Origin of the sequence: Collinsella sp. An268, assembly GCF_002159765.1 — a bacterium.
Lineage (GTDB): Bacteria > Actinomycetota > Coriobacteriia > Coriobacteriales > Coriobacteriaceae > Coprousia.
The window spans coordinates 43,511-56,365 of the sequence record NZ_NFJH01000010.1 but is presented as its reverse complement, the minus strand read 5'-3'; the positions used below and the strand labels follow the sequence as shown (position 1 = coordinate 56,365).

At 65.8% G+C, this 12,855-nt stretch carries 10 protein-coding genes and 1 tRNA gene; 7 read left to right on the top strand and 4 right to left on the bottom strand.

Annotated features, from left to right (window positions below):
- The first annotated feature begins 175 nt into the window (after positions 1 to 175).
- Positions 176 to 1,870 (top strand): phospho-sugar mutase, encoded by a 1,695-nt coding sequence (locus tag B5F70_RS08435; RefSeq protein ID WP_087205132.1) that lies wholly within the window; start codon positions 176 to 178, stop codon positions 1,868 to 1,870.
- 180 nt (positions 1,871 to 2,050) lie between these two features.
- On the opposite strand, the gene B5F70_RS08430 is transcribed toward B5F70_RS08435, so the two are convergent.
- Both B5F70_RS08430 and B5F70_RS08425 read right to left on the bottom strand, forming a co-directional pair.
- Complete coding sequence (locus B5F70_RS08430; RefSeq protein WP_087205131.1) at positions 2,051 to 3,280, bottom strand: cysteine desulfurase family protein; 1,230 nt, start codon at positions 3,278 to 3,280, stop codon at positions 2,051 to 2,053.
- A gap of 83 nt (positions 3,281 to 3,363) precedes the next feature.
- The gene (locus B5F70_RS08425) at positions 3,364 to 3,702 is read right to left on the bottom strand and encodes a hypothetical protein (RefSeq protein WP_087205130.1); all 339 of its coding nucleotides are present in this window, start codon (positions 3,700 to 3,702) and stop codon (positions 3,364 to 3,366) included.
- Positions 3,703 to 4,086: 384 nt separating this feature from the next.
- Between B5F70_RS08425 and B5F70_RS08420 the strand changes: the two genes are divergently transcribed.
- The gene (locus B5F70_RS08420; protein WP_087205129.1) at positions 4,087 to 4,515 is read left to right on the top strand and encodes an Hsp20 family protein; all 429 of its coding nucleotides are present in this window, start codon (positions 4,087 to 4,089) and stop codon (positions 4,513 to 4,515) included.
- 509 nt (positions 4,516 to 5,024) lie between these two features.
- Here the strand turns inward: B5F70_RS08420 and B5F70_RS08410 are convergent.
- Positions 5,025 to 5,954, bottom strand: coding sequence for an MBL fold metallo-hydrolase (locus B5F70_RS08410; RefSeq protein ID WP_087205127.1), 930 nt, complete (start codon positions 5,952 to 5,954; stop codon positions 5,025 to 5,027).
- Positions 5,955 to 6,006: 52 nt separating this feature from the next.
- On the opposite strand from B5F70_RS08410, the gene tilS reads away from it, so the two are divergent.
- The 5 genes from tilS to B5F70_RS08385 all read left to right on the top strand — a co-directional run bounded on the left by tilS (position 6,007) and on the right by B5F70_RS08385 (position 12,629).
- Positions 6,007 to 7,542 (top strand): tRNA lysidine(34) synthetase TilS, encoded by a 1,536-nt coding sequence (gene tilS, locus B5F70_RS08405; RefSeq protein ID WP_241145954.1) that lies wholly within the window; start codon positions 6,007 to 6,009, stop codon positions 7,540 to 7,542.
- A 147-nt stretch (positions 7,543 to 7,689) separates the two neighbouring features.
- The gene (gene hpt / locus B5F70_RS08400) at positions 7,690 to 8,238 is read left to right on the top strand and encodes a hypoxanthine phosphoribosyltransferase (RefSeq protein WP_087205126.1); all 549 of its coding nucleotides are present in this window, start codon (positions 7,690 to 7,692) and stop codon (positions 8,236 to 8,238) included.
- Complete coding sequence (gene ftsH, locus B5F70_RS08395; RefSeq protein ID WP_275532072.1) at positions 8,238 to 10,547, top strand: ATP-dependent zinc metalloprotease FtsH; 2,310 nt, start codon at positions 8,238 to 8,240, stop codon at positions 10,545 to 10,547. Before hpt ends, ftsH begins: the two co-directional genes overlap by 1 nt.
- A 142-nt stretch (positions 10,548 to 10,689) precedes the next feature.
- A complete protein-coding gene (locus B5F70_RS08390; RefSeq protein ID WP_087205125.1) occupies positions 10,690 to 11,736 on the top strand; it encodes a branched-chain amino acid aminotransferase in 1,047 nt (348 codons plus the stop codon).
- 536 nt (positions 11,737 to 12,272) lie between these two features.
- Positions 12,273 to 12,629 carry a hypothetical protein gene (locus B5F70_RS08385; protein ID WP_143753950.1) on the top strand — a complete coding sequence of 119 codons (357 nt, stop codon included), beginning with the start codon at positions 12,273 to 12,275 and terminating at the stop codon, positions 12,627 to 12,629.
- 115 nt (positions 12,630 to 12,744) lie between these two features.
- On the opposite strand, the gene B5F70_RS08380 is transcribed toward B5F70_RS08385, so the two are convergent.
- Positions 12,745 to 12,834, bottom strand: a tRNA-Ser gene (locus tag B5F70_RS08380).
- Positions 12,835 to 12,855 lie beyond the last annotated feature (21 nt).

The following is a 12,855-nucleotide window of genomic DNA, read 5'->3' as shown; positions in this document are numbered from 1 at the left end:
CCCTCTCATGCGTATTCGCGCGGCCACCTTCCATATCCCTACGCTTACCGAGCGCTGAGGTTTACACTCGCTTACTTGCCGTATGATGCTAGTACCGAGGCGCTTGCGCCCCCGATTGCTGCTGCTGCGCGGCGGCGTTTATGGCATGTTGTGGTCAAAGGAAAGGCAGACAACTATGGCAGATGTACATGAGCTCCTTGATGAGTGGATCGCCAACGTCAAGGATGAGACGCTTCTGGCCGAGCTCACGGCCATGAAGGACGCCGGAGATGACGATGCGATCACCGACGCCTTCTTCCAGGATCTGGAGTTTGGTACGGCGGGCCTGCGCGGCACGCTCGGCGCCGGCACCAACCGCATGAACATCTACACCGTCGGTCGTGCGACCCAGGGCTTTGCCGAGTATCTCGTGCAGAATTTCGAGAACCCCACGGTCGCCATCGCGCGCGACAGCCGCAACAACGGCGAGCTCTTCGTCAAGACCGCCGCGGCCATCTTCGCCGCCAACGGCGTCACGGCCAAGCTCTATCCCAAGATCTCCCCGGTGCCGACGCTTTCGTGGGCCGTTCGTTACCTCGGCTGCTCCGGCGGCGTGTGCGTAACTGCCTCACACAACCCCGCGCAGTACAACGGCTACAAGGCCTACGGCCCCGACGGCTGCCAGATTGCCTCTGAGGTGGCCGACGCCATCTCCGCCGCCATCGCCGGTGTCGACATGTGGGGCGGCATCAAGACCATGGACTTCGACGAGGCCGTGGCCGCCGGAAAGATCGAGTGGATCGCCGACGACTGCCTCGAGGCGTACTACGACGCCGTCGTGGATAAGTCGGTCTGCAACCTGACCGAGGAGGAGTCCGCGGCCGCGCCGCTCAAGCTCGTCTACACGCCGCTTAACGGTACGGGCCTCATCCCCGTCACCACCGTGCTCAACAAGGTGGGCATCACCGATATCACCATCGTGCCCGAGCAGAAGGACCCGGATGGCGACTTCCCCACGTGCCCCTACCCCAACCCCGAGATTCGCCAGGCCATGCAGAAGGGCATCGACCTGTGCCAGGAGGTTCAGCCCGACCTGCTGCTCGCAACCGACCCGGATGCCGACCGCGTGGGCGTGGCATGCCAGGATGGCGACGACTACACGCTGCTCACCGGTAACGAGATGGGCGTGCTCCTGCTCGACTACATCTGCAAGATGCGCGCCGCGCGCGGCGAGGACCTCTCCCGCAAGGTCGCCGTCACCACGATCGTGTCCTCCGCCATGGTCGACGCGCTTGCCGCCGAGTACGGCTTCGAGCTCCGTCGCTGCCTCACCGGCTTCAAGTACATCGGCGACATCATCACGAGCCTCTCCGACGCCGGCGAGGTAGACCGCTTCATCTTTGGCTTCGAGGAGAGCTACGGCTACCTCTCGGGCGATCACGTGCGCGACAAGGACGCCGTCAACGCCTCGATGCTTATCTGCCAGATGGCGCAGTACTACAAGCTGCAGGGCATGAACCTGGTCCAGGCCATGCGCGCCCTGTACGAGAAGTACGGCTATTACCACAACAAGACCATCTCGCTCTCGTACCCCGGCGCCGACGGTGCCGCCAAGATGGCCGGCATCATGAAGGCCCTGCGCGCGAGCGCGCCGGCTGCAATCGCCGGCTCCGCGGTCGAGGCAGTGGTGGACTACGGCGAGGGCGTCAACGGTCTGCCCAAGGCCAACGTCATCGAGTTCGATCTCGAGGGCGGCAACAAGGCCATCGTGCGTCCCTCCGGCACCGAGCCCAAGATCAAGCTCTACATCTTCGCGAAGGGCGCTGACACTGCCGAGGCCGATGCCCTGCTCGACGCGATCGAGGAGGACGGCCGCAAGCTTCTCTCGTAGGCCTGTTTAGCGGCGACTCGGACGGGCGTCCCGCATTGCGCGGGGCGCCCGTTTTGCCTTATTTGGGCGTTATGTGGGGACGGGTTCGCGCTGTGCGGTGCGCGCTGCCTTATTTGGGGACGGGTTCGCGCTGTGCACGGTGCACGCTATTTGGGCGCGCTATTTGGGGACGGGTTCGATCTACACCATCGCGCTTAGATTGCGGGCGCGGCGGATGGCTGCGGGCACGCGCTCAGCCAAGAGCGCGATGTCGTCTGCGGTAACATCGTCGGCAAGCGAGAGCCTGAGGCTCCCCTGGGCCCAACGCGGGTCGGCGATGCCCAGCGCGGCGATGACGTGCGAGGGCCCGGTCTCGCCGGTTGAGCAGGCAGAGCCGGTGGCGGCGGCGACGCCGTCGCGGTCGAGCAGCACGACGAGAAGCTCGCCGTCGACGTTATGGCACACAAACGAGGCGATGCCTGGCAGACGGCGCGCGGGGTCGGGGTCGCCCGTCGGTCGCACGTCGGGTACGGCATCCACGATGCGGCGCACGAGCTCATCACGCAACGCGGCGAGGCATTCGCCACGCTCGGCGAGCTGTGCCGTCGCCTCTTCGAGCGCGGTGGCGAGGCCTACGGCGCCGGCTACGTTTTCGGTGCCCGCGCGCATGCCGCGCTCTTGGGCGCCACCACGGATAAGGGGAGGGATGGAGAAGCCCTCGCGCAGATAGAGCGCCCCGATGCCGCGCGGTCCATGAAACTTGTGGCCCGAGAGCGAGAGCGCATCGACGCCGAGGGCGGCAACGTCGACAGGGATATGGCCGACCGCCTGCACGGCGTCGGTGTGAAAGGGCACGCGGTGCGCGTGGGCAATGGCGGCGAGCGCGGCCACGTCCTCAATCGTGCCGACCTCGTTGTTGGCAAGCATGATCGAGACGAGGGCGGCGGGCGGCGCATCGACGCCGCGAGCGCGATTTTCGGCATCGGCGGCAGCGAGCTCCTGCTCGAGGTCATCGGTGCGCACATGGCCTTCCCCATCGACGGGCAGGTAGGTCACGGCGACGCCCTCGCGTTCCAGGGCCTCGGCCGTATGCAGGATGGCGTGATGCTCGATAGCGCTGGTAATGAGGCGCACGGGCGCGTCTGCGCCAAAGCGGTCCCTAAACCGTGCGACGGCGCCGCGCAGGATCCAGGCATCCGACTCGGACCCGCCGCTCGTGAAGTAGAGCTCGTGCGCCGCCGCGCCCAGGCAGCGTGCCGCGCGGGCGCGCGCGTCGTCGAGGGCGAGCGCGGCATCGCGGGCCACGCGATGGATGCCGCTGGGGTTACCAAACATGCTGGTCAGATATGGCATCATCGCCTCGAGTGCGCGCGGCGAGAGCGGCGTGGTGGCCGCATTATCGGCATACAGGTAGGGCGTTGCGTCTTCCATAAGGGCCCCTTTGCGGTGCGGTTCTCTCGATGCGGCACGGCGCTACGGTGGCGCGCGCTCAGATAACCTTACCGCAAGATGCCTTACCGCAGGATAAAGAACCAGACGAGGGCGAGGACGAGGGCGACGACGGCAAGGAAGAGAATGACGACACGGGTGCGGCGGCGGGAGCGCTCGCGGTGAGTCGAAAAGATAGCGCGCCGGGGCTTGGGCGTCTCGAGGTAGCGGTCGTAGTGGAGCGGCGCGCGGTGCTCGCTCACGGGGTGCGCCGGGGCGTGCGGGGCGGGGCGGCTCGCGTTTGCGCCGGTGGTGGGCAGATATTGCGGATCCGAGGTCGCGACGCCCATGTGGCGGCGCTGCGGGGCTGCCCCGGTGCTGCGCCGCGCCGGTGCGTTATCGTCTATGCGGCCCCGAGTATCCATCGCATGCCCCTCTGCGGTTGAGCCTGGCTTTGGCGCTATTGTACGGTCGTTGGGGAGCGTTGACGGGCGCAATCGCAGAAACTCCCCCATATCCACCGTTGATTCATGTACCCGGGCGCAGTTGTCTTGCAAGCAGAGCGCGTGCGGCCGTGTTTTGCGGTACCGACGGACCGGTGGGAGCTGCGCTCGAAGGCGCGCATGTCCCCCGCACCCATGTCTCTATAATCTAAGTGAGAACGACTTAGATATGATGATACGGTGACGCTTAAAAAATCTGAAACGCTTTGTATAGAGGACGGCGGAGCGGGCATAACGTAAGCGGTCAAAGAAATCCCGGCGGTCGCAAGGGTGCGGTCGCGGGTCGTCACGAAGGAGTGATCGAGTATGGCAAGCATGGTTCCGTATCGTTCGGTTTTTGGTATCCGTCCCTTCAACACGTCGCTGCTCGATGCGTTCGATGACATGATGGACTTCGCAAACGCGCCGCTCGCCAAGGCGTTCCCTATCGACGTTGAGGACACCGGCGATGGTTATGAGGTAAAGGCGTACCTCACCGGCGTGAGCAAGGACGACATCGATGTCGAGCTTAACGAGGGCCGTCTCTCCATCTCCGTCAATGTGGAGGAGAAGGAGGAGGACAAGGGCAAGAACTACCTGCAGAAGGAGTTCACGTCCTACAGCGCGACCCGCGGCGTCTATCTTAAGGACGCGGCGAGCGAGGGGCTTGCGGCCCGCTACGCCGACGGCGTGCTGACCGTGACCGTCCCGAAGATCGTCGAGAAGAAGAACGTCACCAAGATCGCTATCGACTAGGTTGTTCGTCAGAGTGGATGGCGGGATCGATAAGATAGCCGCCGCCTAGGTAAAGGGGAGCTCCAAACGGGGCTCCCCTTTGTTTTGAGATGCGTTGATGCCTAGGGAGCGAGGCAGGCGAGGGGGACCACAAGCACGCCGTCCTTACGTCGATAAGCAGCTTCAGTTGAGGTCAGTACCATGAGAAACGACGGAGTCCCTTCGTGGCTGGTATCTACGCGCTCAGCCAGCTTCACTAGATGCCGGGCACCCGCATCTATTGCTTTATGCCCCATCTTCACTTCGACGGGAGCCCACCGTCCGTCAGGAAGGGAGAGCACGGCATCGGCTTCGAGGCCGGTTTTGTCGCGATAATGGAGCACCTTTCCGCGCATGGCGTCCATGTAGACGCGAAGGTCCCGTACGCATAGAGATTCAAATAGCAGGCCGAAAGTGTTGAAATCGGCGATAAGCGCCTTTGGCGAGGCGCCCAGCGCTGCGCAGGCGATGGCGGTGCGGACGACGGGCGCTTACCCGACACTCATGGGGCGGTTTTGCCCGGCGGCGCGAATGCGGAGGGAGGGGCCTTCGGCGCGCTCGAGCGTGGCGGAGCTTCCGAGCTCGTTGTCGAGGGTGGCGCCGAGCGCGTGGGCAAGGGCGCGCACCGCAAGGCTCGGTCGGTTGTTCTCCTGCGAGATGTGCATGGCGACGAGCTCCTCGGTGCGCTCGGTCACAAGCTCCCGCACCGCGTCGGCCGCCTGGGCGTTGGAGAGGTGCCCCTCGGCGCTTACGATGCGGTCTTGCAGGTAGCGCGGGTAGGAGCCGGTGCGGAGCATGGGCACGTCGTGATTGCTCTCGAGTGCGAGGATGCGCGCATCGGCGAGCGCGCGCATAGCGCCGGGCGTGAGGGTGCCCGTGTCGGTGGCATAGCCGATGGCGTCGCCGTTGCATGAGAAGCGAAAGCCGACGGGGTTCACCACGTCGTGCGTGGTGGGAAACGTGTCCACGCGCACACCGGCGATCTCTAGCGTGTCGCCGGGCATGAACTCCTCAAACGGCAGGCAGGCGAGGTACTTGCGCGCCCCCGCGGTGCCACGGCTTGCAAAGAGGGGGCCGTCAAAGCGACGGCACCACACGGCCACGCCGCTCACGTGGTCGGAGTGCTCGTGGGTGAGGATGAGCGCGCGGACATCGGTCTCGTCGAGGTCGAGCTCGTGCATGCGGCTTATGACCTCGCGGCGCGAGAACCCGTTGTCGATCATGATGAGGCCCTGGGGGCCCTCGACGAGCGCGCAGTTGCCCTTGGAACCGCTGCCCAGTATATGGAGACGGAGCGCTCGGGTGTCGGCGTGCGCGTGCGCGGTGCCTGGCCGGGGCTTCGGCTGCGGGTCGGCCGGCGGGGCCTGTCGCTGTCCGCGGGCGCCGGAGCGGGGTGTAGATGCGGATGTTTGGGGTATCATCGGGTCTCTTTCGCAATCAGTACAATAGAGGCAGGGTTTGAGGAGGTTTCCGGTGCCAACGGTAGCACAGCACTTCGGTACGCGCGCGGGCGCGGCGACGCACGCGCGCGATGCGGAGGGCGCTCTCAGGGCGCCCGTGGTCCTTATGGTATCAGGCGGCGCGGACTCAACGGCGCTTCTCGTTATGGCGTGCACGGGCGCGCTCGATATCGCCGACGGCCGCGGCCGGGCGCGCATCGCGCGCGAGCGCCTGCATGTCCTGCACGTCAACCATCATCTGCGCGGGGCGGCGTCCGACGGGGACGAGGCTTTTGTGCGCGAGCTCTGCGAGCGCTTCGGGCTGCCGCTCTGCGTCGAGCACGCTTCGTTTGACGAGCTCGACGGGCAAAACCTCGAGGCGGCGGCGCGTGAGGTCCGCTACGCCGCCGCCCGTCGCTATGTGCGCGAACTCTGCGCCGCGGCAGACTGCCCGCGAAGCGCCGCCCGCATCCTCACGGCGCATACGGCAAGCGACCGGGCAGAGACGTTCTTCATGAACGCCATCCGCGGCGCGGGGCCCGCTGGGCTCTCGAGCATCCCCCGCCGCCGCAATATCATCGTGCGCCCGCTGATCGACCGCACGCATGAGGAGCTCTGCCGCTATCTTGAGGTGGCGGATATCGCGTGGCGCGAGGACGAGAGCAACCGGGACACGTCGTACCTGCGCAACTTTGTGCGCCACGAGGTCATGCCGCTCGCTGCGGAGCGCAACGGCAACCTGGCGCGCACGGTGGGCACCACGTGCGAGATTCTGGGTGACGAGGACGCGTTCCTCTCGCATCTCGCGGCGGTGGCCATGCGCTCATGCACGCGGCGCCAAGAGGAGGGACTCATCGTCCTCGACGGCGCGAGGCTCGCGGCGGCCGAGCTCGTCATCGCGCGCCGCATCGTGCGGCTCGCGGTACGCGCCCTCGACGACGATGCGCGGCTCGAGATGCGTCACGTGGAGGCGGTGCTCGCATGCGTGGCGGCCGGCACCGGTTCGCTCACCTTGCCGGGCGGCATCGATGCCCGCATGGAGTTTGCCTCGCTCGCCCTGCGCACCGCCGCGGCGCGCGAGGCGCTGGTGGCGGCCTGGCTCGCGGTGCCCGGCGAGATGGCGCTTGCAAACGAGGCGGTGCTTGCCGCCGAGGTGCTGCGCGTGCCGGCGGGCGAGGACCCCGTCGCCTATGCGCGCACGCAGGCGGGGGAGGGCCGTCGCGTCGCCTGCGTGGACGCCGCAGCCCTAGGTTATGCGGACGGCGACCTCGTGCGCCTGAAGGAGGCGGGCGAGGGGCTGCCCGCCGAGGTGCGGGGCGCGCGCCTCTGGATCGACGCCCCGGCGCCGGGCGACCTTATGTGCCCCCTCGGCATGCAGGGGCGCAGCAAGAAGCTCTCCGACCTTTTGGGCGAGGAGCATGTTCCGGTGGCGGAGCGCCCGCGCGTGCCGGTGGTGCGCACGGCGCCCGGCGGCGCGGTGGTGTGGGTAGCGGGGCTGCGCCTCGACGACCGCTTCAAGTGCACTCCCACCACCCGCATTCTCATCAGGCTCACCCTGCGTGCGCTCTAGCGGACCGTCCCCAGCGGCGCGGTGGGGGGAGCGCCCGGCCGCTTGCGCGTTATGTAACGGCCCCGCCCCGCGCGAGCTTTGCGCGTGCGCGCACCCCGGGGGCTGCTAAGATAAGCAAATGGCCATTTGCAGCAGAAAGGGAGCCTCATGAGCGAGCTTCATCCCGATGTCGAATCCGTCCTCTTCTCCGAGGAGGACATCGCCCAGATCGTGCAGCGCATGGGCGCCGAGATCACGCGCGACTACGCGGGCCGCGACCTCGTCCTCATCGCCGTGCTGCGCGGAGCCGTGGTGTTTATGGGCGACCTCATGCGCGCCATCGACGCGCCGCTCGCCATCGATTTCATGGCGGTCTCGAGCTACGGCGCCAACGCCAAGAGCTCGGGCATCGTGCGCATCGTCAAGGACCTCGACATGGACATCAAGGGCCGCGACGTGCTGATCGTGGAGGACATCCTCGACTCGGGCCTCACGCTCAAGTACCTCATGCAGAACCTTGCCAACCGCGGTCCCGCATCGCTCGAGGTGGCGACGTTCCTTTGGAAGGACGTCGAGGGCAAGCAGGCGGCCATCAATCCCAAGTACGTGGGCACCCATTGCCCCGACGCCTTTGTGGTGGGGTACGGCCTCGATTACGCCGAGCGCTATCGAAACCTCCCCTACGTGGGCATTCTTAAACCGGAGGTTTATTCCTAGTGACCAAGCTGGATCGAATCAAATATCGCGTGCGCACCCGGGCGGGCATGGATGCCGGGGCGGGCGCGCTCACTCGGGCGGAGCGTCTGCTTGCCGAGGGCGCGGGCGGCAACGACCGCAAGCGCCGCGATGACACGCGCCGCGACGACGAGGGGTTTTTCGACAAGCTCTTCTCCGATGACGAGCTGGGCGGGCCGGGCGACCCGTCGGGCGGCGGTAAGGGCGGCGGCCCCTCGCGGGCGAGCGCCATCTACTTTCTGGTGGGCGCGGCGCTCATCATCTACGTCATCTTTACGATGTTCAACCAGGGCGGTGGCCAGGCGGCGTCGACAGAGATCGCCACGAGCGAGCTTGTGGCGGCCATCAAGGACGACCGCGTGCACGAGCTCACCTACACCGTGGTCGCGGGTGAGGTCGAGGGCACGTACTGGACGGACGAGAAGGACGTGGGCGACGAGGAGAAGCTCGAGCGTTTCACTTCGCACTACGTGGGCACCGATTCGCTCGACGAGCTCATGGCGCGCCACCCCGAGGTGACCTACCATATCGACACCTCCGATCCCAACATGTGGTCGAACATCCTCGTGCAGGTGGTGCCCACCATCCTGCTCGTCGTCATCATGTTCTACTTCATGCGCCAGATGCTCGGCGCCAACGGCCGTGCCATGCAGTTTGGCAAGACGGATGCCAAGACCAACGAGGCCACGCGCCCTAAGGTCAAGTTTGCCGACGTCGCGGGCATCGACGAGGCGGTCGAAGAGCTCGAGGAGGTGCGCGACTTTCTGGCCGCGCCCGAGCGCTACCGCAAGCTCGGCGCCAAGATCCCCCGCGGCGTGCTCTTGGTGGGACCTCCGGGTACGGGCAAGACGCTTCTGGCCAAGGCCGTCGCCGGCGAGGCGGGCGTGCCGTTCTTCTCCATCTCCGGCTCCGACTTTGTCGAGATGTTTGTGGGCGTGGGCGCAAGCCGCGTGCGCGACCTGTTTAAGAACGCCAAGGAGCAGGCGCCGTCCATCATCTTCATCGACGAGATCGACGCCGTCGGCCGCCAGCGCGGAGCGGGCCTGGGCGGCGGGCACGACGAGCGCGAGCAGACCCTAAACCAGCTCCTCGTCGAGATGGACGGTTTTGAGGAGAACGAGAGCGTCATCCTCATCGCCGCCACCAACCGCCCCGATATCCTGGACCCGGCGCTGCTGCGTCCCGGGCGCTTTGACCGTCAGGTGACGGTCGATCGGCCGGACGTAAAGGGGCGCGAGCAGATCCTGCGCGTCCACGCCGCCAACAAGCCGCTCGACGACGGCGTCCATTTTGACAAGCTCGCCCAGCTCACCGTGGGCTTTACCGGTGCGGACCTCGCGAACCTCATGAACGAGGCGGCGCTGCTCGCTGCCCGCCGCAAGAAGAACCTCATCTCGATGGCAGAGATCGAGGAGTCCATGGAGCGCGTCATCGCCGGCCCCGCAAAGAAGGCGCGCGTCATGACGGAGAAGGAGCGCACCACCATCGCCTACCACGAGAGCGGCCATGCGCTGGTGGGGCACATCTTGGAGCACTCCGACCCCGTGCACAAGATCTCGATCATCTCCCGCGGCCAGGCTCTCGGCTACACCATGCAGCTGCCCCAAGAGGACCACTTCCTCAAGACGAGAAACGAGATGCTCGATGAGCTCGCCGTCTTCTTGGGCGGGCGCGTGGCGGAAGAGCTCATGTGCGACGACATCACGTCGGGCGCCAGCAACGACCTCGAGCGCGCGACCAAGATGGCGCGCGAGATGGTTACGCGCCTCGGGATGAGCGAGGAGCTGGGCACCCAGGTGTTTGGCGAGGCGCAGCATCAGGTGTTCCTGGGCCGCGACTATGCCGATCACCAGGATTACTCCGAGGAGACGGCGCGCCGCATCGACGCCGAGGTGCAGCGCATCATGCGCGAGGCTCATCGCCGGGCGGAGGCCATCCTCTCGGCCCGCCGCGATCAGCTCGACCTTATGGCCGAGGTGCTGCTCGAGCGCGAGACCGTGGAGGGCGACGCCGTGGAGGCGCTGCTGAATAACGAGTGGGATACCTATCTGGCGCACGAGGCAGCCTCGGGTGCGGGCGAGTCGGGCAAGACGGCCGACGGCGCGCCCCGCCTGTCGCGGGAGGAGCTGGAGGCAGATGCCCAGCGCTACGCCGAGGCCGCCATCGCGGCGGAGGTCGCCGAGGCGCGTGCGGAGGCCGAGCGCGGTCCCGCCGTGCCGCTCGAGTCCGCCGCCGATGCCGAGCGCGCCGACGCGGTCGATGAGCGGGACGCGTCGACCGAGAACGACTGACGGCAGCTGGGGTAACGTTACGCAGCGGTAAACAAACCCGCACCGCCCACCGTGCGGAGTACAATCGTTGGCATCACGTTTTGGGCCCTCGTCCTCACGGGCGGGGGCCCGCTGCAATACCAACCGCGCAAAGGAGTTCGCCATGCCTGTGGAGAAGAAGGACATCGACTGGGGCAGCCTGGGATTCGCCTATCAGCCCACTGATTTCAGCTACGTCTGCAACTATCGCGACGGCGCCTGGGAGGAGGGCGGCCTCACGACCGACCACACCCTCACGCTCTCAGAGTGCGCGGGCATCTTCCATTACTGCCAGGAGGTGTTCGAGGGCCTCAAGGCCTACACCACCAAAAACGGCGACATCGTCTGCTTCCGCCCCGACCTCAATGCGAGCCGCATGGCCGACTCCGCCCGCCGTATCGTGATGCCGCCCTTCCCGGAGGACAAGTTCATCGAGGCCGTCAAGATGGTCGTCAAGGCAAACGAGGCCTGGGTGCCGCCCTTCGGCTCGGGCGCCACGCTTTACGTCCGCCCCTTCATGGTTGCCACCGGTGAGGTCATCGGGGTCGCGCCGGCTACCGAGTACCAGTTCCGCATTCTCGTGACGCCCGTGGGGCCGTACTACTCCGGCGGCGTCAAGCCCGTCGCCGTCAAGGTCCCCGAGTACGACCGCGCCGCACCGCACGGCACCGGCAACATCAAGGCGGGCCTCAACTATGCCATGAGCCTGTACCCCAGCGTCCAGGCTCATGCCGAGGGCTTTGCCGACAACATGTTCCTCGACCCCCAGACCCATACGTATGTCGAAGAGTCCGGCGGCGCCAACTTCATGTTCGTCGACCAGGAGGGCACGATCGTGGTGCCCCAGAGCGCGACCGATTCCATCCTGCCCTCCATCACCCGCCGCAGCTTGGTGCAGGTGGCGCGCGACATGCTCGGCATGACCGTGGTGGAGCGCCCGGTCACGTTTGAGGAGGTCGCGAGCGGCGCGTTCACCGAGTGTGGCATGTGCGGCACCGCCGCCGTCATCAGCCCGGTGGGCAAGGTCGTGAACGGCGACGAGGAGATCGTCTTTGGCGAGGGCGGCATGGAGCACGTCGGTCCCGTGATGCAGAGGCTGCGTGAGACCTTGACCGGCATCCAGGCCGGCGAGATCGAAGGGCCCGAGGGTTGGGTCGTCAAGATCTGCTAATCGACTCACCTGCGTAGCACAACTTGCAGCCTAGGGGATGCGGACAGGGCCACGGGGCTCGTCCGCATCTCTTTTGTTCCTCCGGCCTGCTGGCAAAACCTCGGGGCCAGTTATTATTAACCCCCTATGTCCAAAAACCGCATCGAAATAATTAATAACACCCTGTATATGTGAAGAAATAGCGCCGCACGGCAGCCCGATTGCCTCCTGAGGGGGCACGGGGACGATCTTTAACGGACGCTTGGGCGGTTAGGGGGCGGAAAAACGCGCGAGAGAGGCCCCCATCACCCTTATTCGGCCCGTGCTCAAAGGGAGCAACAGGGGGTCAGTTATTATTTCGATGCGGTTTTTGACCATGGGGGGTTATTTAAAGCGCTTTACTCCGAGGATTTCGAGCGCGCAGGGTTCCGTTGCCTCCGCTTGCGCGCGGAGATATCGACGCGTTCTTTGCGCGTGCCTTTACGCAGCTGGATATTGAAATCGATGGCGCAAAGCGTGCAGCGGCGGTGGTGGCCACGCAGGGATCCCCCTATCTCTTGCAGCTAATTGGTCACAACATCGTCTTGCGCGCCGATGACGAGGGGCGCGTAAGTTCGAAGGCGCTAGCGGACGCCATCGCTGCTTCCGAGGCTGATTTCGAAAGCGATGTCTGTCGCACCACGCTGGCAGCGCTTTCCGATCGCGACGTGGACTTTCTCGTCTGCATGGCGCAGGACGAGCGCGAGAGTCGTATCTCAGTGATTGCGGAGCGCATGGGCGTGAGCGATGATTATGCGCAGAAGTATCGCCGACGGCTGATTGACGCCGGTGTCATCGAGCCGGTGCGTCGCGGGTACGTGCGCTTTGCGGTACCGTATCTCGATGCGCACCTTCGCACGTACGACGAAGGGTAACCGCTGCCGCGCATGCCGGCGCCGGTTCAAGATGACGGTAGTGTTTTGGAGCGACGAATCTAGCCGGGCTCGGCCGTGCGGTGTAAGGCGGAAAACGGGTGTGGTGTCATGGGGGTGGCGGAGAGAGGGGGATTCGAACCCCCGAGACGCTCACGCGCCTAACGGTTTTCAAGACCGCCGCATTCAACCGCTCTGCCATCTCTCCGTGGCTCACCATGATAGCATC